The organism is Niabella agricola (assembly GCF_021538615.1).
GTDB lineage: Bacteria > Bacteroidota > Bacteroidia > Chitinophagales > Chitinophagaceae > Niabella > Niabella agricola.
The window spans coordinates 327,061-346,770 of sequence record NZ_JAJHIZ010000002.1 but is presented as its reverse complement, the minus strand read 5'-3'; the positions used below and the strand labels follow the sequence as shown (position 1 = coordinate 346,770).

The following is a 19,710-nucleotide window of genomic DNA, read 5'->3' as shown; positions in this document are numbered from 1 at the left end:
GATGATGATTTTTTTTGCGAGTATATTCAGATCGTTCATAACACTTTTATTTTATTTGCCGGCAGTAGCTGTAGCTGTTCCGTACACCGCCGGTTTATAATTTCTATGAATCCGTTTTTCATATACATCCTCCCAGTCGATAAGCGGATACAGGTGGTTCTTTTCTGCCTGTTGATCAAACAGTTTTTTTAATGCTTCTAATTTTTCCGGATATTTCTTAGCCAGGTTCACCCGTTCATTAAAATCTTCATTCAGGTTGTATAATTCCCATTCGTCCTTTTCCCAGCGGCCGGGATCATTCTTCCAGCCGGTGGTTCTCGTTTTTACATAATCAATGGCATTGGGATGATGGGCGGCAGCAGCTTTCCATCCGTTGGCATAAATGGATCGCGCCCCAAAAATATAATAATGCTGTATCTTATGATCTGCGGTCGCACCAGCATCATTCAGTGTTTTCAGTAATGAATATCCCTGTATAGTATCCTGCGGAACATTTCGTATGGCGGCAGGTGCTTTTATACCTACAAGATCCAATGTGGTAGGCAGGATATCGATCACATGGCTGTACTGCGTGCGGATGCCCCCCTTTTCTTGGATACCTTTCGGGTAAAAAATTATGAGTGGATTATGCGTACCACCTTCTGCGTTGGCGTCCTGCTTCCACTGGCGGAATGGCGTGTTGGTAGCCTGCGCCCAGCCCAACGGGTAATTGGTATTCTTACCCTGGGGCAGGCCGATATCATCAATGCGCGAAAGATTATACCGGAACTGATCTTCCTCCGTTTGTGTGCCAATCTGGTTCCGCGGTTGTAAGGTTCCCTGGAACGTGCCTTCCTTACTGGCACCGTTATCCCCGATCATGACCACAACCACGGTATTTTCCAACAGGTTTGCTTCTTTAAGATAACTGATCAGCCGGCCTACGCAGTAATCGGTGTAGGTAAGATAGCCGGCATAGGTTTCCATAAACCGGGCATATAGTTTTTTCTTTTCCGCGGGCAATTGATCCCAGGCCTGTATCTCTTTATTGCGCTCGGGCAGTTGGGCGTTCTTTGGCACTACGCCCAGCCGGATCTGGTTGGCCAGTACCTTTTCACGATACCGGTCCCATCCCTCATCAAACACGCCCTTATACCGGCTGCTAAACTCCGGGGCCACCTGATGCGGTGCATGCACAGCGCCGGGTGCATAATAAAGAAAGAAAGGCTTTCCCGGAGCAGCCTGTTGCTGTTTTTGAATATACCCGATGGCTTTATCGGTGATCTGATCATTCAGGTGCCGGCCATCGGTTTTGATATGCGCATTGTTCTCCACCAGGTCCGGATCGTACTGATCGGTCTGGGAACCCAGGAAGCCGAAAAACTGTTCAAACCCTTTCCCGCCTGGCCAGCGGTCGAAAGGGCCGGCATCGGTGGCTTCTTCATCCGGAGTCAACCCATATTTTCCTACAGCAAAGGTATTGTAGCCGTTAGATTGCAGGATCTGTGCAATGGTGCCTTTATCGTTGGGAATGCGGCCGCTCCAACCGGGAAAACCAGCCGACATAGCCACATGTGAAAATCCGCCCACGCCCACATAATGCGAGTTGCGGCCGGTAAGCAATGCCGCGCGGGTAGGCGCACAGATCGCCGCAGTGTGAAAATTGGTATACCGCAGCCCGTTATTGGCTAATGAATCAAAAGTGGGTGTTTGAATCAGTCCGCCAAAACTACTGGAGGCGCCGTATCCCACATCATCCAGTAAGATCCACACCACATTGGGCGCCTGTGCCGGCGGCGTTACGGGTTCCGGCCACCACTCTTCGGAGCCGGCCAGTGTTTTACCGATCCGGCCTTGAAACGGTGGCCTTTGCTGGCCGCTTGCATAAATGGTTGTCATGAGCAGCAGTGTAAAAACTGCAATAATCCTGATTTTCATAATTTCATTTTTTAAAGCTGTTTATGTTAAAAAATCTACGGGCTATCGGCTCCAGCCCGGGTTTTGTATCAGCAGATTGTTTAAATCAATTTCCACTTGGGGTATCGGGAACAGATAATGTTTCTCCGACACGTTATTCGCTTTTGCCGGTATTTTTTTCAGTTCCTCAACCAACGAGCCTTTGCGCACCAGGTCGAACCACCGGTTCCCTTCCTGTACCAGTTCTTTCCGGCGCTCCAGGAAAACTGCTTCCCGGAAACCGGCCTGATCCAGCTCCGAAAGATCCCGGCTGTGATCCGTGTAACTTCCATTGCCGGTATAAAAACCATAAGCACGCGCCCTTACGATATTCAACGCTTTATAGGCCTCTGCCACGGGGCCCTGCAGTTCGTTCAACACTTCGGCATACAACAGCAGCACGTCGGCATACCGCAATACCGGGTAATTGATCCCGCTCTGGGCCTGGTTGGTAATGGGGTTCAGACTGAAATCAATAAATTTGGCATAACGGGTTACCGGTGAAAAATCCACTTCCTGACCGGTGACCGGGTTCAGCATCTTTGTAAAAAAACTGGCCGCCTTACGGGTATCAGCATCATCGAAGATCTTAGGAAGGTTTTCATCCGGCACATCACCCGGAAAGGATTTAGGGTTGAAAGAATTGAAATTGGACCCGCTCAGAAAGTTCTGCACATTGCGTGCCCCCAGGTTCGATTCATATTGCACGGAGAACAGGTGTTCCTTTCCATTCTTCGTGGGTTTCTGAAACGCATCTTTGAAAACGGGAAACAGATCGTAACCATAGGTGCCCCTTGCTGCAGTAAAAGTGCCTGCTGTAAGAACTTTTTCCAGCGTGGTCCTTGCCAGTTCCCAGTTCTTTTTTGTAACATATACTTTCGCCAGTAAGCCCCAGGCAGCGCCGGATGTGGCGCGGCCTTTGTCTGCTCCGGAATAAGATGCCGGTAAGGCCGTTGCTGCGGTGAAATCCGCTATCACCTGTGCATATACTTCCTCTGGCGTTGCGCGTTTTACCATTACATCCTCAATATCCGTAGATGATGGATTGTGCAGCACCAGCGGCACGCCTCCAAACAGGCGCACCAGGTTAAAATACAACAGGCCTCTTATAAAGCGGGCTTCATTGATGAGCCGGCTCCTGGTCGTTTCGTCCATTTCAATACCAGGGATCTTGTCAACAGCCACATTAGCCCGGTTGATCCCGTAGTAATGTTGCTGCCATATTTTCCGCACCCGGTCATTCTCGGCCACATAGGTGATCGTTCCAATGGCCCGCACATCCGGGTTCGTATTGGAGGGACTAAAGATCTGTTCATCCGATCCGTTGCTGATCAGGATGTTCAGGTTGCGGCCATAGATGGGAAAATCGCCGGCCGGATCGCCATTCAAACTGCCATATGCCGCATTGACCGCACTGACCGCATCGGTTGCGGTTTTATAATACTGATCTTCGGTGATCACCGATTCGGGGAGTTCTTTTAGTTTATTGCAGCCGGTCATTCCTATTGCAGCGATGAAATAAACAGACCGGAAGATTACTTTCAATATGGAATTCATAACAGGTATATTGTTTAAATGATCAAATAGTGATATTTAATCCGACAAGAACGGTTTTTGTAGCAGGATAGATGCCATAATCAATTCCTTGTTTGGTATTGTCCACATCATACAGGTTGGCTTCAGGGTCAAGACCACTGTAAGGCGTCACCGTGATCAGGTTTTGCCCGGTAATATAGAATCGCAATTTTGTGATCTTATAGCGGGTAAGCAGATTGGCGGGCAATGTATATCCCAGGGTGATATTCTTTATCCGGAAGAATGAAGCGTCTTCGATATACCGGTCGATTACCTGCGGCACCGGAGAATTCGTTGCCCGAGGCTCTTTGCCTTCTGGATGCTCCGGGCTCCACCGGTCCAGCAATGATGCCGAAGCATTCAATGAAAGGGTTGGGATTTCCAGCTTTTGCCGGATGAAATTAAATACCTTATTGCCGTAGGTGCCCTGGAGCAAAACCGAAAGGTCAAACCCATATGCGGCCAGGTTATTGGTAACCCCAAATGTAAACTTCGGCTGCGCATTTCCCAGGTTCACTTTATCCGCAGTGGTGATCACGCCGTCGTGATTCGCATCTACGTATTTACGGTCGCCTTCCAGCTGTGACACACCCGCCAGTTTGGGTACATGTGCCTCAAGATCAGCAGCCGTCAGCAATCCATCCGTGCGGTATCCCCAGAATGTAGACACGGGAAGCCCCACCTTCACAATGACCGGTGACACGAACCCCGTGGGTGCCACGGGGTAATAATAATCTACCCCATCTCCCAGGTTTAGCACCTTGTTCTTGTTTGCCGCAAAAACAATTGAAGATTTCCAGCTAAAGCGGCGGCCCCTGATATTATCGGTGTTGATGGAAAATTCGATACCCCTGTTGGAAACACTCCCGGCATTTTTCAATACCGTATTATATCCGGTATACAAAGGAAAAGGAACAAACAGCAACAGGTCGCTTGTCTTTTTCCCGTACACATCTGCGGATATGCTAATCCGGTTCTTAAAAAAACCCGCATCAACACCCAGGTTCCATTGCGTAGTGGTTTCCCACTTCAGGTTCTCATTGGCCAGCTGTGCGGGAGCTACGCCCGTAACCAGCGATCCGTTAAAAAAATAATTACTGGCGGCCAGCACAGAAAGGGAACTGTAGGGCGGTACTTCAGAATTCCCGGTTTGTCCGTACGATGCCCGCAACTTCAGATTGGAGATGGCATGGCTTTGTTCCAGGAAACGTTCCTTTACGGCATTCCAGGATACGCCCACGGAAGGAAAGAATCCCCATTTATTATTTTTTCCCAGCCGGGAGGAGCCATCCGCACGCTGGGTCAGGGATATCGAGTATTTATCATCAAAGGTGTAATTGATCCGGCCGAGGAACGAGTTCAGCGCAGCCGCATGTGCGTCTGAAGCCGGCAGCACCGCCGTCCCTCCCAGGGAAAGGTTGTTATATCCCGTAAGGTCCGACGCAAATTTCTGTGCTCCCGCCACTGCACTCTCATCTTCTGAATACTGAGTAGTGTAACCCAACAAGCCATTCAACGCATGCCGGTCGCGGATGTTTTTCGAATAGGTCAGGGTATTTTCGTTCAGCCAGGAACTTCCCTGTACGGTTCCTACGGCGGCGATGCCACCTGCGGAATAACCCGCCGAAGTATAGGAAGGGGCATAATAATTTTGTTTGGTCGTTAGCTGGTCCATCCCAAAGGAAGACTTGAGGACCAGCCCCTCTATGATCCGGTATTCCACAAAAGCGTTCGCCAGGCTGCGGGCGATCAGGGTTTCGTTTTTGGTGGCTTCAATATCGCGGAGGGCATTTGTTGGAGTAGCAATATATGGATTCTGGTTGTTGTAACTGCCATCTTCGTTCCAGATCTTTACGATGGAAGGTGTGAGCACCAATGTAGGGAAGGCACCATTAAAACCGATGCTTCCAAAATTAGCACCCGTAAGTTTATCCTGACTTGCCCGGCTCAGGTATACATTGGCTGCTACGGTAAATTTACTGTTCAGTTCCCGCTCATAATTAATGCGCCCGGAATAACGCCGAAACCCCGTATGGAGAATCACCCCATCCTGGTCAAAATAATTACCGGAAATCAGGAATCGCGATTTTTCATCTCCGCCGGATATGGACAACTCGTGGTTCTGCATTGAAGTGCGCCGCAATGCCGCCTGCTGCCAGTCGTAGCCTTCGCCGAATGCCTGGATCTGCGCCGGTGTAAAGGTTACGGCCTGGTTATCGCTCTTGTTGATATCATTAATCAGCGCTGCCCATTGCCCACCGTTCAGCAGTTGATGCGTTTTGGCCGCCTCCTGCTTGCCGAAATACCCGCTGTAATTCAGTTCGGTTCGCCCCTTACGCCCCTTCTTGGTAGTAATGATTACCACGCCGTTCGCGCCCCTGGAACCATAGATTGCAGTAGCCGCCGCATCTTTCAGGACATCGATCGATTCTATGTCTGACGGATTGATGGTAGACAGTGCATTGATCCCGCCTCCGCTGGATGCCCCCGTATTGGTAAGATTATTATTATTGTAAACAATAAAGCCATCGATCACATAGAGCGGATCGTTCCCGAAATTAATAGAATTCCCGCCCCGGATCCGTATGGTGGCAGTACTGCCCGGCTGACCGGATGACTGTGTTACTGCAACACCCGAAACAGAACCCTGCAGCAGGTTATCCAAGGCCACTGCCGGCTGCGATAACCCTGTTTTTGACACTGAAGCCACGGAACCGGTAATACTGCTGCGCTTCTGGGTACCATACCCCACTACCACCACTTCGCCCAGATCATTTTTACGCCGCTCCAACGGAACGGTAACCACAGGCTCGGTAACATAAATTTCCCGGGTTTCATATCCCACAAAAGATACAATGATGGTAAACGGCAGCGTCTGTCCCGTTCTCAATTTGAACTGGCCTTTCTCATCTGCCCGCGACTGATTAGTGGTACCCTTAATCAATACAGTAGCCCCATCAAGCGGGAGTTTTGACAGTGAGTCGTATACATGGCCGCTAAACTGCGTATTGATAACCGTGTGCGGCTCCTGTGAAGAAACGTTTTTTTGCAGCAGTGTCAACAATGAGGTTAGCAATAAAAAAACCGTAAACTTTTTTTTCATTACATTTGATTTGCATTAAACAATAAGGTGGCCTGTATGCTATGCATACCGGATCTTTTAACAGGAAACACGTTATGATGCAGCCGGGTTTCTGCGCCAACAGGCCCGGCATTTTTGTGTGATTTTTATGAGTCGTCCATTACGAAAAATCGGTTAAGTAAAAAGAAAAAATTAAAAAGGGAACGGCTTTAAAGAAGGCATCAGATTAACAGCTGCAACAACAGACAAAAGCACTTAACATGCAGCCTGTGTTCCACATCAATGATTTTTGATTCATCCTGTTGCTGAAAGCCGGGGAGTTCATAATAAGTTGCAAGATTAACAGCATTTTTTTAGTCCACCAAATTTATAGACTACTATTTATTTTCAGGGTCTCCTGAAAGGGACCCTGAAAATGATCTGCACATTATAATAATCATACGCTGAAACCTGGGCGTCCCCTGCGGGAGACGTCACGGGAAGAACCGGTACAAAAAACAACCTTTCGGATAACACTGCAGCAAACCCACCACTTCATTTCAGGGTCTTCTGAAAGGGACCCTGAAAATGATCTGCACATTATAATATTCATACGCTGAAACCCGGGCGTCCCCAGCGGGAGACGCCACGGGAAGATTGATGATCTTTCTTCCGTTACAAAAGAAAATCATCGTCACTCCAACCGCAGCGGAGGAGTTTCTATAAATCATGAAGGAAATGATCTTTACTTTATAACAATTATACGCTGTTAACCCGGCCATCTCCTGCGGGAGCTAGCACGTGAAGATTGTAAACAAGCTTCGTATTGACATTGTTTTCCCGGGTCGCGCCGGGGCCCGTTTTCACTTAACCCTTATCAAATAACAAGCAAATATCCGATTTAACCATAGGGCACAACCCGCCATGGAACGCTATTACATGCAAAAACCCGCTGCCAGAGCGGGTTTCACTTTTTTAACCAGAGGTCTCGAGCGGATTCGAACCGCTGTACGAGCTTTTGCAGAGCTCTGCCTAGCCACTCGGCCACGAGACCATTCTTGATCCTTCAACGCCGGCACCGGTAATACAACATTTCCATCCTGCCATTTAATCTTTGAAGGCTGGCAAAAATAGGATATTTTTGGTAAATATTTGCAAAGATTAAAGACCTTTTTTTATGAGCAGGATCGCAGAATCGGAATTGATTATCAATAACAGGGGTGCGGTGTACCATCTGGATCTTCGCCCCGAGGAACTGGCAGATACAGTGGTTACGGTAGGTGATCCTGACCGCGTGGCTGAGTTTAGCAAATATTTTGATACCATCGAGGTCAAACGCCAGCACCGCGAGTTTGTGAGCCACACCGGAGTGGTAGGCGGCAAACGGCTTACGGTACTATCGTCGGGTATCGGGCCAGACAATATCGACATTGTGATGAATGAGCTGGATGCACTGGTCAATATTGATTTCGAAACACGGGAAATCCGCCCCAACCTGAAGGCCCTCAATATCATCCGCGTGGGTACTTCCGGATCCTTACAGGCCGATATCCCGGTAGACAGCTTTGTGGCCTCCACCCATGGTTTGGGCCTGGACAACCTGCTGAATTTTTACCGCCCGGAGGAAACCGACGAGGAAACCCAATTGCTGCATTCTTTTGTTACCCATGTGCAGATGCAGGGATTGAGCACACCGTATATCACCGGCGCCTCCCCTTCCCTCCTCAAACATTTTGTAACTGATTTTCACCAGGGCATTACCGTTACCTGCCCGGGCTTTTACGGCCCGCAGGGAAGAGTGCTGCGCTTGGGAGTACGCAATCCGCAGCTAATCGACCGGTTGACCGATTTCAGTTTTGGCCAGCACCGGATCACCAACTTTGAGATGGAAACTTCTGCCATATTCGGATTGGGAAAACTGCTCGGTCACCATTGCCTGGCGCTAAACGCCATTGTAGCCAACCGGATCGTAAAAGAATTTACCCGGGACGGGAAGGCGGCAGTAGAACGACTGATTGTAAAATTTTTAGAGACATTTAAAAATAATTTTTAGCCGCTGCAGTACAAGGCCCAACCATCTTGCACGCTCAGTTGATCGTTCCGGTCACAGGGCAACAGGAATTTCAGGCAGGCTCAACAACTCAGCACAGGACGCATCAGGAACAACGAACGATAAAACAACAAATATGACATTCTATAAATATCAGGGTACCGGCAATGACTTTATATTGGTAGATAACCGCAACGGTGCATACTCCGGATTAACGGAATCACAAATCAAAAACCTCTGCAACCGGCGGTTTGGCATCGGGGCTGATGGTTTTATGCTACTCAATGAAAAAGAAGGCTATGATTTTGAAATGGTATACTTTAATGCAGACGGGCGTGAAGGCTCCATGTGTGGAAACGGAGGCCGCTGCATAGTACAGTTTGCCCATGACCAGGGTATCCGGAAAACTACTTATCATTTTATTGCCGCCGACGGGCCGCACGATGCCACCATCGAGGATGGGGAAATTGCTTTAAAGATGAAAGATGTGGAAGGCATCCGTGCATACAAAACCGATTCGATCCTGAATACCGGTTCACCGCATTATGTGCAGCTCGATCCGGATGTAATGCAGCTGGATGTTTTTAAAGAAGGAAAAAAAATAAGATACAGCAAGGATTTTGCAGAAGAGGGTATTAATGTAAATTTCGTTGAAGTAAAAGAGCCAGATCACCTCATTGTACGCACCTATGAGCGGGGCGTGGAAGATGAAACCTATTCCTGTGGTACCGGCGTTACAGCTGCTGCCCTGGTCTTTCATCACAACGATAACGGGTTCAACGCGGTGAACATCGAAACCCTGGGTGGGAAACTTACAGTCCGGTACCGGCGGGAAACGGATGGAAGCTTTAACAATATTTGGCTGAAAGGGCCTGCTATAAAGGTTTTTGAAGGTCAGATAAGCACTGAAGTGTTATGATCAAATACTTTAAAAATATCGATCATCACACTGTTGAAATATCCGAGCCGGAAAACGACAGCTGGGTAAATGTTGTTCCCCCGTTGAAACAGGAGGAGTTTGACGAACTATCAGACCAGCTGGAGATCCCGATCGATTTTCTGACCGACTCGCTGGATATCGATGAACGCAGCCGTTATGATGAAGACGACAATGTAAAGCTTATTGTCATTAAAACCCCCACCGAAAATAATTCTTTCAATGAGAGTGATGCCTTTTACATCACTATTCCCATCATTGTCATCCTCACCCACAACCATATTGTTACGGTAAATTCTTTTGAGAATCCCGCTATTAAAAAGTTCCTGAATACCTTTCAGAACCGTCAGCCGGATAAGAAGAATATGATGGTGATCAAGATTATCGAAAAGATCATTCAGAACTTTATGGAGTACCTGAAAGAGATCAATCAGAAACGGAATGTGATTGAGCAGAAATTGTATGACGCCAACAAAAACGAGCACCTGCTGGAACTGATGAAGATCCAGAAAAGCCTGGTGTATTTTGTGACCGCGCTCCGCTCTAACGAGCTGCTGCTCGCAAAAATACAGCGTACCAGGTTTCTCCAGCTCACCGAAAACGAAGCGGAACTGCTGGAAGATCTGATGGTAGACAATTCGCAGGCTCTGGAGATGGCCAATATTTATACCAATATCCTCAGCAGTACCATGGATACATTTGCCAGCATTATAGCCAACAATCAAAACCAGGTATTGAAGCGGCTGGCTATTGCTACCATTGTGCTGAGCTTCCCGGTACTGATCGCCAGTATCTTTGGGATGAATGTGCCCAGCGGCTTTGAACATTCCCCTTATGCCTTTTACATTGTGGCCGTACTTTCGCTGCTGCTGGCAGTAGTACTGGGTGTACTCGCATTTAGAAAAAAAATACTGGAATGACATTAACATCCTTCAACATCCGCGTTTACGGCATCCTGGTAAACGAACGAAAACAGGTGCTGGTAAGCGACGAGCGTATTTATTTTAATAACCGGGAGGTTACCAAATTTCCTGGGGGTGGGCTGGAGCTGGGTGAAGGCACCAGGGAGTGTATTATCCGCGAATGCAAAGAAGAAATGAATGCAGACGTAGCCGTAGTGGATCACCTCTATACCACCGACTTTTTTCAGCAATCGGCATTTAATGAAGCGCATCAGCTCATCTCCATCTATTATATTGTGCAACCGCTGAAGCCCTTGCCCTTTCCCGTAAATAATGGCACCCCGGTTTACCCGGCCACCATCACGGAAAACTTCCGTTTTGTAGACTGGGCACATTTTTCAGCCGAAGTAATGACGCTTCCGATCGATAAGATTGCAGCAGACCTGCTGAAAAAACGCGGCGTACCCGTTTCAGATATGCGGCGGTAGAGAGCCTGAGCTTTCAACAGTGGTGCAAAACCCGTACTTTTAGCATCAAGTTTTAATCCATCCACATGAAACGAGTTATTACCGCGATAGCGCTGGGCATTGTAGTGTTTACCAGCGCTACCTGTTCAAAAAAAGACGCTTCTTTTATCAATAGCCCCGGTAAAGACGGCACGGCTTATAATAAGCCGGTGGGGGCCTCCTCCAGGGATTTTCTTACCAGCAATCATTTTACGTCCCTGGCGGTGGAAATCCAATATGTAACCGGCTATGCTCCTGATGCCGCCGCACTGGACCAGCTGCAGCAATTTTTAAATGCCCGGCTCAATAAGCCCGGCGGCATCACCATCACAACCAAGGTAGTTCCAAACCCGGGCGAAGCAACCCTTTCATTGAACCAGATCCGGGAAATTGAAAATAATAACCGTACACTTTTTAACACAGATACCCGGTTAAGCATATATGTTCTTTATAGCAACAGTGACTTTACAGATGCCAGTACTTTAGGCATCGCCTACCGGAATACTTCGGCCGCCCTGATGGGCAAAAAGATTCACGAAAATTCCGGAGGTTTCGGCCAGGTAAGCCGTACCAAACTGGAGGCAACCGTTCTGGAACATGAAGTGGGCCATCTTTTAGGACTGGTAGACCTGGGCGCTCCCATGCAATCGTCTCATAAAGATACACAGCATGGCAGCCATTGCAGCAACGATCAGTGCTTGATGTATTATGCTTCTGAAACCACAGATGTATTCGGGTTCCTGTCGCGGAACGCCGCACCTTCGCTGGATGCGGGATGCCTCGCAGATCTGAAAGCTAATGGCGGGAAGTGAGCTTTGTTGGCAACGGTCAGCCTTCAACTATCAGCTATCGGTTTCCAGATGGGTGATCTGCGTCCCAGAATGTTGATTAAGTTCAGCGTTTATCGCTTTCCTGGCCGGCAGTGAGGACATTATCTAAAGCGCAGTTGGATCCGGTTTTATGCTTGATGCACGATGTTGGCTATTAGACGTCAGATACGAGATGTCAGATAGTTATCGTCTAAGGTCTATAGCATATCAGCCGGAGGAAGATCATGGAGCAGTAAGAGTATCTTCATTTTCACATTCCAATCGCTACTCCCCGCTGATCCCCTGGTAATAATTATAAATCTTCACCCGGAGCAGGTACTCATATTTTCCCCCGATCAGGTCAATGTTGGCGCGGTCGAGGTTATTTTTTACAGTAAGGTATTCCACCGAGTTCCATTGACCCACATTAAAACGGGCCTCCGCTGCCTGGTAAGATTGCTGCAGGGCATTTACGCGATCCTGCAGTTTTTTATAGCGGTCAAAGGCCGCATTCATATTAACGGCGGCACCTTCTACATTTTGCTGAAGCTGCGTTTTCACGGCCTTGTCGTTTTGCACCGCATCTTTCAGGTTTAACCGTGCCAGCTTTATATTATTCCGAGCCTGGAGGTTGTTGAAAATCGGTACAGACAGGGTAAAGCCCAGGTTCTTGCTGTTGTTGTTTTTTAACTGATCCATGATACTGGCAGCAGAAGATTGTGCATAGCGGCTGTTCATGCCGTAACCAAAATCCAGGGTTGGGAATAGCTTTGAACGGGCCGCCTTTAATCCGTAAACGGCGCTTTTTACCGAATAGTCTGCCGCTTTAACCTGGGCAAAGCGGTCTAAAGCCGTATGATAGGCATCCGCAGCATTGGTGCTGTTTTTTTCCAGGATCTCCTTAACCGCCATTCGCTCAAAAACCACGCTGCTGTCGTAGGGTATATTCATAAGGGCGCAGATATTGATCTTAGCCGTTTCCACATCGCGTTTGGCGTTGATGATAATGGCTTCATCATTCGCATATTGCCCCTGCATATCGAAAAGATCCGAAGGTGCTACTGCTCCTTTTGCATTCATATCTTTCAGGCGTTGTACCTGTTTTTCTGAAAGCAGGGCCTGCTCCTTCGTTTGCGCAAGCATATCCTGTGCGCTCATCATCTGCAGATAAGCCAGAATTACGTTGAGCGTAATATTATCCTTTTGCTGTTGCCAGCTCATACCCGAAGCTGCGGCCGTCATGGCAGCCTGCCGGGCGGTATTTTGCAGGTTCATTCCCCGGAAGAGCGTTACACCACCGGAAATATTATAATCTCCCGAATAAATATTATTGTCAACGAATGCGTTGGTGGTATTGTCAATACTCCGTCCAAAAGACCAGCCGTGGCCGGCGGAAGCATTGAGGTTGGGCAGCATATTTAAGCGGGCCTGGTTATGTGCCACCACATCACGCCCGGCCTGGTTGGCGGCCTGGGTTACCTGCAGGTTGTTTTTAAGAGCGATGTCGATGCATTGTTCCAGGCTATAATTGACCGGCTGCGACAGGAGGCTCAGCGGAACCATAGATAAAAAAAATCCAACAAAAAAAAACTTCATGAGTTTGAGAATTGAGAATTCTGAATTGAGTTATCAGTCGTCAGCGATCAGTTGTTGGCGATCAGCCGAAGGTTTTTATTTTCCGCAACCATTGCTATAACCTTTCCTGCTGACGATCACCCATTAACCATTGACTATTAATTATTGCCCTTCCGCTCCACATGTCCATCCAGCAGGTGAATGATGCGGGAACCATATTCCGCATTTTTCTCAGAGTGCGTTACCTGGATAATGGTTACCCCCTCCTGATTCAGCTGCTTAAACAATTCCATAATCTCTTCCCCCTGTTTGGAGTTCAGGTTCCCGGTAGGTTCATCTGCCAGCAGCAGTTTCGGGTTGCCGATCAATGCCCTTGCTATACCCACCAACTGCTGCTGACCACCGGAAAGTTGGGTCGGGAACAGGTCCTTCTTTCCCACGATCTGAAAACGGTCCAGCATATCGGCAACCAGGGCCTTCCGTTCGGAAGTTTTGATACCCTTATATAAGAGCGGCGTTTCGATATTCTCGTATACCGTAAGCTCATCGATGAGGTGGTAGGCCTGAAACACAAAACCAATATACTGTTTATACAAAGCCGTACGTTGCTTTTCTTTTAACTGTTGTACCGCTTCTCCCATAAAATGGTAGGTGCCCTCATCGAAATCATCCAGCATCCCGATCACATTCAGCAGGGTCGATTTGCCGGAGCCGGATGGCCCCATTACTGAAACAAATTCGCCCTCATCAATATCCAGGTTGATATCTTTCAGCAAAAACGTTCTGTTAATACCCGTGTTCACCCATTTGTAAATTCCTCTTAGTTGTAATAACATATTTTAGAATTGAGATTTCAAATTTAAGATTTGAGGCGTCAGCCATTTCCATTCATGCTAATCCTGTTTACTACTCTACGATCTTTATTCATAACTTCCTATTAACTGTTATCTATTCCCTACCGATGTGTTCCCGATGAAGCCGCTTTATATGCTATGATCACTCACTGTTGTGCCCATTTTCATATGCTCACATTTCCACATTCATTACTCACTTCGCAACGATTTTACCGGATTCATGCGCGCTGCTCTGATCACCTGGGTGGCAATGGTACCTCCCGCAACAAGCAGCGCTACCAGTCCCGACGCTGCAAAAAACCACCACCCGATCCTTGTCCGGTATGCAAAATCACGTAACCATTGGTGCATCAAAAATCCTCCCAACGGAAATGCAATAAAAAGCGAGGCTGCAATCAGCTTTAAAAAGTCGCCCGAAAGCAAACCAACGATATTAAAAAGCCCCGCACCCAATACTTTCCGGATACCCAGTTCACGCATCCGCTGTTCCGTTGCATAGGATACCAACCCAAACAATCCCATACAGGCAATTCCAATGGCAAAGATCGCAAAGGCTATAAAAATCGTTCCCGTACGCTGCTCCGATTTGTAGAGGGCATTGAAATCATCGTCCATAAATGAATACAGGAACGGTTGCCCGGCCATTTTATCCATAGCCTGATATTTCTGTTTAATCTGATTCACAACACCCCGGATATCGCCACTTTTTATCCTGAAAGAAAACCGGTCGCCATACCGGGACAACCGAAGAATAACCGGTTCTGTTTTATAGCGCATAGAGCCGGTACTAAAGTCTTTTACCACCCCGATGATGGGATGACGGGTAATGGTACTGTCGTCTCCAATATCATAAATGGCTTCCTTTACCGGGTCGCTGTAACCAAGCATACGAGCCGCTGTTTCATTTAGCAATACCGCGCCGGAATCACTGGCAAACTCCGGTGCAAAGTTCCGGCCAGCTACCAGCCGCATTCCCATTGTATGGAGAAAATCAGCATCCACCTGCCAGTCGCCCAGGGTTACCGACTGAACAGCAGAGAACGATGCGTCCCTTGAATAAGCATTCCTGTTCCAATCGCCCAGCTGCAACGTGGGCACCGCCGATGAACGGGTTGCCGCTGTTACACCCGGTATTTTCAGTACTTCATTTTTAAATGCAATGGCGTGATCGCCCAATGCATACGCATTTTTAAGTACCAACACCTGTTCCCGGTTATACCCGGTATCCTTTTCGCGAATATAGTTCAACTGCGCATAAATAACGAGCACCCCAATAATAAGAAAAACGGCGATAGAAAACTGGAACACAACCAACCCATTCCGGAGCCAGCTGCCTTTAAGCCCTACCCGTCCTTTTAAAACACGAACGGGATTGAAACCGGAGAGGTAAAATGCCGGGTAAATACCCGCCAGTAACCCGATCACCAGGACGATCAGTAAATATACCGGTATTAACCAAACGGACAACACACCGGATGCTGGTATGGCCTTGCCGGTAATACCGTTAAAATAATGCAGCGATAAGACGGCGATCATAACCGCCAGCACCAGGGAGATAAAGCAGGTAAGGATCGATTCGGATAAAAACTGCAATATCAACCCCCGCCTGTTGGATCCCAACACTTTTCGCACGCCCACTTCCCGGGCACGCCTGGAAGAGCGGGCAGTGGCGAGGTTCATAAAGTTTACACAGGCGATGATCAGGATAAATATCCCAATAATGGAAAAAACGTATACATATTGAATATTTCCCTGCGGTTCAATTTCAGTATTCAGTGTTGAATACAAATGAATCCGGTCCAGTGGAATACTATAATAGCGGAAATAATCTCCTTTCCCTTCAAAGTCCTTAAAGCTGCTGTGCAGCACCTGCTGAATTTGCGGTTCGGCGTATTTACGGGCAGTGGCCTGCAGATAAGCATTCATGGTCTCCGGAGTTACACCTTTTTTAACCAGTACATATGTATTATAATTATTGCTCAGCCAGGTATCCTGCCGCAGGTTCTCATCACCTGCCAAAGAAAATACCACATCAAAATGTAGATGAGCGGCAGCGGGGGTATTCTTGATAACTCCGGTAATCCTATAGGGCGTAGTGTTGTTGGTTAGAATGGTTTTTCCAATAATATCCGTAGTATTAAAGTATTTTTCTGCCGCAGATTCAGACAACACCATGGTATGCGGCTCCAGCAGTGCCGTATGCGGATCTCCTTTTAACATGGGTAATGTAAACACATCAAACAGGTTTGCATCTGCACCAAAAGCATGCTGCTCGGCAAGCGTCTCCGTTCCTTTTTTCAGCAACAGCCCGCTTGCGTTTCTTAGCCGGGTAGCCTGCTCGATCTGGGGAAAATCATTTTTTAGTGCTATAGCCATCGGCGCCGGTGTCGTATTATCATGAAACCGGCTTCCATTTAGTTGAATATCCGTGTTCACGCGGTAAATGCGATCTATTTTTTTGTTATACCGGTCATAACTCAGTTCATCCTTTACAAATAATGTGATCAATATGCAAACAGCCAGTCCTGCCGCCAATCCGACAATATTGATAACGGAAAACATTTTACCTCTTAGCAGGTTCCGCCAGGCTGTTTTAAAATAATTTCTGATCATACGTTGCAGGCATTAAATATTCCGAAGGGCAGTCCCTTCCTTTCCGTAGCCGGCCAGGCTGAAGCAGGAATCCACCCATCGCCAATCAGCAACGCTCCGTCTTCCGCTGCAACTACCCACCGGGTTTGATGATCCCGGCAGGTAATATAGGCGGCTACTTGTTCAACACATAAAGCAATAGGTATGGAGCAACGGAATGCTGCAATGATATTACCCCTATCACTATTTATACTACTTAAAAACATGTTCAACCAATCATTCGCCATCTGTTAAAATATGCTTTATTAGATACCCGGTTATTCTGAACGCAACGACTTTACCGGATTGGCTCTTGCCGCTTTTGCCGTTTGCACCACAATGAGCAAAAAAGTAACAAGTGCGATGAACAAAAAGGCCATAAAAAATATTTCCGGTGAAAGGTTTATATGATAGGCATAGTGCTGCAGCCAGCTACTCATCAACCAATAACCCAGGGGCACCGCAACCAGCACAGCAATCAGCAATATCACCACAAACTCCCGGGCAAGAAGCTGAACGATACCGGAGGCAGATGCTCCAAGCACCTTACGTATACCAATCTCTTTAATCCGCTTTTGGATACTTAAGGAAACCATGCTGAACACACCCAGCAATACAATGACCAGGGTTAGTATGCCGGCTACATAAGCCGCTTTTTTCAACTGTAGTTCTTTCGCATACAAAATGCGCAGGTCTTCATCCATAAAACGGTACTCGAAAGAAGCCTCCGGAATCAATGCAGTCCATGTCTTTTGAAGCGCTGCCAAAGAAGCCGGTATATTTCCGGGTTTTAATTTAAAAGAAAGGAAACGGTAGATCGGGTTAAAGTCAACATGGAACATTAGCAGTGGCGGTATTTTGCCAGACATGGCCCCAAAATGAAAATCGTCTGTAACGCCCTTTATCGTAAATATGGTAGGGTCACCCGGAACCCGCAGTTGCTTTCCGATAGCTGCAGCAGCCAACGGGTATCCCAATGCCGCTGCCGCAGTTTTGTTAAGCACCACCTGCCCTGAATCGCGGTGATATCCATCAAAAAAACGACCGGCACGCAGGGGCACCTGATAGGCATTCAAATAATGTTCATCTGTAGACAGTAGCTGAAGGGTAAGCGCCGTTGCTGAATCCGCTCCGGACTTATATACCGGAACCTGGCCGCCATTGTTTCCGTTTGGAATTTCATATGATAATGAAACTGCAGCAACTTCAGGCAATTTTGCAAACTGGTCCCTGATAGCAATCATCCTGTCTACACCCGGCTTCGACCAATTGCGCGGCACCTGTGCCGATACCAAAAACGCTTTGTTATAACCGAGGTCTTTGCCAAAAAAATATGCCACCTGCCGGGTGATTATAAAAGCAGCCACCAATACCATCAGCGCCACCGCAAACTGAAAGCCCATAAGCCCCTTGTGCAGCAACTTGTTTTCGCCTACCGACCGCAAGGTTCCTTTCATTGCATGGATCATATTTACAGCAGACAGCCGGAACGCCGGGTATAACCCGGAAGCCACACCGGTAAAGAGGATAAACAATACCGGTATGCCAATAAAGTACAAGGGGAAGGATGGCAATGGCGGCAATGGCTTACCCACGGCTCCTTCAAAAAAAACACTGGCAACAGGATAGGCAGCAACGGCCATAAGGGTAGCAATGGCCACCAATATAATAGATTCTGAAAGAAACTGGAAGAGCAGCTGCCGGCGCCGTCCCCCGATCACCTTTCTTACTCCAATCTCCCGCATCCGCGTACCGGCGCTGCTAACGCTTACATTAACAAAGTTCACGACCGCCATTAAGAGAATGAACAGGCCTGCCAGTGTTAACGTATAAATGGTGCGCAATACCGCGTTGTTATTCCGGTGCAGGTGGTAATCGGTAAGTAATACCGGGTTTACCCGTAGGTTTTCCTGTATCGCAGCGGATGTATTTTGTTGAAGCAGCTGCCGGATTGGTCCGGTCAGATCCGATACTTTTACACCTTTTTGCAATTCGATATATGAGGCAACCTGGATATTCTGCCATGCGTCCAAGTCGGCACGGCCAAAATAACCTGCGTTGGTAATGGAAACAAAGACCTTGCCTGGATAAGTTGGCGTTAACCCCGTCACGCTATTCTCCTGCAGGTTATCCAGAACAGCTGTGATTTTAAAATCGTGAACCGTATCCTTAAAACTACGAATGGCCAGCGTTTCACCCACCACATCTGTACGATTAAAATACAGTAATGCTATTTCCCGGGTGATGACAGCTGTAAAAGGCTGGTAAAGCGCTGTTACGGGATCTCCGTACAACACCTTAAACCCGTACATATTCAGCAGCGTGCTATCCCCCATCTGAACATTCTGCTTTAACAGTTTTTCTCCCCTGGAAACGATGGCAGTGATCCCATCGTACCGGTAGTAATTTTTAATCAGGTTGGGATAATCATTTTTCAGGCGGCTGGCAAGCGGTCCCAGGGTAGCCAGATCATATCCCATATTAGGATCCTTCCATTCACTTGTAAGGATATACTGCTGTGGCGCATTTTTTAAATGCCGGTTCACCTGCAACTCGCTCCACACATAAGCGCCGATCAAAAAGAAAAACAGGATGCCGGCAAACAGCCCGATGATATTTACGGTACTGTACAATCCATGCTTCCGGATATTCCGCCATGCTATTTTTATATAATTTCTGATCATGCCTGCTTTCTTTAACAATCCGGAGCGGTTTTAAACAGCTCCATCCAACCTAGGGTTTCAACCTTGGTGCCACGAACATAAATAACTGGTAATAAATATACTACATAAAGAGACAAGTAGCAGGCTGTGCGCTTTTAAAACAGGAACTGTCCGGTTTTGATACAGCTATTCCGGAACATTGTGTCAATTAA

Annotated in this window: 13 protein-coding genes and 1 tRNA gene; 5 read left to right on the top strand and 9 right to left on the bottom strand. The window is 47.6% G+C overall.

Translation table 11 applies throughout. The features are described 5' to 3' along the window. Positions 1-51: 51 nt before the first annotated feature. The 4 genes from LL912_RS01740 to LL912_RS01725 form a co-directional block, all read right to left on the bottom strand. Positions 52-1,917 carry an arylsulfatase gene (locus tag LL912_RS01740; RefSeq protein WP_235551833.1) on the bottom strand — a complete coding sequence of 622 codons (1,866 nt, stop codon included), beginning with the start codon at positions 1,915-1,917 and terminating at the stop codon, positions 52-54. A gap of 42 nt (positions 1,918-1,959) precedes the next feature. Then, complete coding sequence (locus LL912_RS01735) at positions 1,960-3,492, bottom strand: RagB/SusD family nutrient uptake outer membrane protein (protein ID WP_235551832.1); 1,533 nt, start codon at positions 3,490-3,492, stop codon at positions 1,960-1,962. 22 nt (positions 3,493-3,514) lie between these two features. Continuing rightward, entirely contained in the window at positions 3,515-6,613 is a 3,099-nt protein-coding gene (locus LL912_RS01730; RefSeq protein ID WP_235551831.1) for a SusC/RagA family TonB-linked outer membrane protein, read from the bottom strand. A gap of 941 nt (positions 6,614-7,554) precedes the next feature. Continuing rightward, positions 7,555-7,625 (bottom strand) — tRNA-Cys (locus tag LL912_RS01725). A gap of 123 nt (positions 7,626-7,748) precedes the next feature. Here LL912_RS01725 and LL912_RS01720 point away from each other — a divergent pair. The 5 genes from LL912_RS01720 to LL912_RS01700 all read left to right on the top strand — a co-directional run bounded on the left by LL912_RS01720 (position 7,749) and on the right by LL912_RS01700 (position 11,778). Then, positions 7,749-8,624 carry a nucleoside phosphorylase gene (locus LL912_RS01720; protein WP_235551830.1) on the top strand — a complete coding sequence of 292 codons (876 nt, stop codon included), beginning with the start codon at positions 7,749-7,751 and terminating at the stop codon, positions 8,622-8,624. A 133-nt stretch (positions 8,625-8,757) separates the two neighbouring features. After that, entirely contained in the window at positions 8,758-9,540 is a 783-nt protein-coding gene (gene dapF, locus LL912_RS01715; RefSeq protein ID WP_235551829.1) for a diaminopimelate epimerase, read from the top strand. Then, a complete protein-coding gene (locus tag LL912_RS01710) occupies positions 9,537-10,478 on the top strand; it encodes a magnesium transporter CorA family protein (RefSeq protein ID WP_235551828.1) in 942 nt (313 codons plus the stop codon). The genes dapF and LL912_RS01710 overlap by 4 nt, the downstream gene beginning before the upstream one ends. After that, a complete protein-coding gene (locus LL912_RS01705; protein ID WP_235551827.1) occupies positions 10,475-10,948 on the top strand; it encodes an NUDIX domain-containing protein in 474 nt (157 codons plus the stop codon). Before LL912_RS01710 ends, LL912_RS01705 begins: the two co-directional genes overlap by 4 nt. 65 nt (positions 10,949-11,013) lie before the next feature. After that, on the top strand, positions 11,014-11,778 hold the full coding sequence (locus LL912_RS01700) for a M12 family metallo-peptidase (RefSeq protein WP_235551826.1): 765 nt from the start codon (positions 11,014-11,016) through the stop codon (positions 11,776-11,778). A 282-nt stretch (positions 11,779-12,060) separates the two neighbouring features. Here the strand turns inward: LL912_RS01700 and LL912_RS01695 are convergent, their stop codons facing one another. The 5 genes from LL912_RS01695 to LL912_RS01675 form a co-directional block, all read right to left on the bottom strand. Then, positions 12,061-13,371: a TolC family protein gene (locus tag LL912_RS01695; RefSeq protein ID WP_235551825.1), complete on the bottom strand. Its 1,311-nt coding sequence runs from the start codon at positions 13,369-13,371 to the stop codon at positions 12,061-12,063. A 137-nt stretch (positions 13,372-13,508) separates the two neighbouring features. After that, positions 13,509-14,186 (bottom strand): ABC transporter ATP-binding protein, encoded by a 678-nt coding sequence (locus tag LL912_RS01690; RefSeq protein ID WP_235551824.1) that lies wholly within the window; start codon positions 14,184-14,186, stop codon positions 13,509-13,511. 207 nt (positions 14,187-14,393) lie between these two features. Next, on the bottom strand, positions 14,394-16,817 hold the full coding sequence (locus tag LL912_RS01685) for an ABC transporter permease (protein ID WP_235551823.1): 2,424 nt from the start codon (positions 16,815-16,817) through the stop codon (positions 14,394-14,396). Continuing rightward, positions 16,814-17,083 (bottom strand): hypothetical protein, encoded by a 270-nt coding sequence (locus LL912_RS01680; RefSeq protein WP_235551822.1) that lies wholly within the window; start codon positions 17,081-17,083, stop codon positions 16,814-16,816. Before LL912_RS01680 ends, LL912_RS01685 begins: the two co-directional genes overlap by 4 nt. 30 nt (positions 17,084-17,113) lie before the next feature. Further along, entirely contained in the window at positions 17,114-19,519 is a 2,406-nt protein-coding gene (locus LL912_RS01675; protein ID WP_235551821.1) for an ABC transporter permease, read from the bottom strand. Positions 19,520-19,710: the final 191 nt, after the last annotated feature.

Bases quoted from the DNA above. Each gene is read 5' to 3' on its own strand.
- LL912_RS01740 (WP_235551833.1), bottom strand. From the start codon at position 1,917: ATGAAAATCAGGATTATTGCAGTTTTTACACTGCTGCTCATGACAACC.
- LL912_RS01735 (WP_235551832.1), bottom strand. From the start codon at position 3,492: ATGAATTCCATATTGAAAGTAATCTTCCGGTCTGTTTATTTCATCGCT.
- LL912_RS01730 (WP_235551831.1), bottom strand. From the start codon at position 6,613: ATGAAAAAAAAGTTTACGGTTTTTTTATTGCTAACCTCATTGTTGACA.
- LL912_RS01720 (WP_235551830.1), top strand. From the start codon at position 7,749: ATGAGCAGGATCGCAGAATCGGAATTGATTATCAATAACAGGGGTGCG.
- dapF (WP_235551829.1), top strand. From the start codon at position 8,758: ATGACATTCTATAAATATCAGGGTACCGGCAATGACTTTATATTGGTA.
- LL912_RS01710 (WP_235551828.1), top strand. From the start codon at position 9,537: ATGATCAAATACTTTAAAAATATCGATCATCACACTGTTGAAATATCC.
- LL912_RS01705 (WP_235551827.1), top strand. From the start codon at position 10,475: ATGACATTAACATCCTTCAACATCCGCGTTTACGGCATCCTGGTAAAC.
- LL912_RS01700 (WP_235551826.1), top strand. From the start codon at position 11,014: ATGAAACGAGTTATTACCGCGATAGCGCTGGGCATTGTAGTGTTTACC.
- LL912_RS01695 (WP_235551825.1), bottom strand. From the start codon at position 13,371: ATGAAGTTTTTTTTTGTTGGATTTTTTTTATCTATGGTTCCGCTGAGC.
- LL912_RS01690 (WP_235551824.1), bottom strand. From the start codon at position 14,186: ATGTTATTACAACTAAGAGGAATTTACAAATGGGTGAACACGGGTATT.
- LL912_RS01685 (WP_235551823.1), bottom strand. From the start codon at position 16,817: ATGATCAGAAATTATTTTAAAACAGCCTGGCGGAACCTGCTAAGAGGT.
- LL912_RS01680 (WP_235551822.1), bottom strand. From the start codon at position 17,083: ATGGCGAATGATTGGTTGAACATGTTTTTAAGTAGTATAAATAGTGAT.
- LL912_RS01675 (WP_235551821.1), bottom strand. From the start codon at position 19,519: ATGATCAGAAATTATATAAAAATAGCATGGCGGAATATCCGGAAGCAT.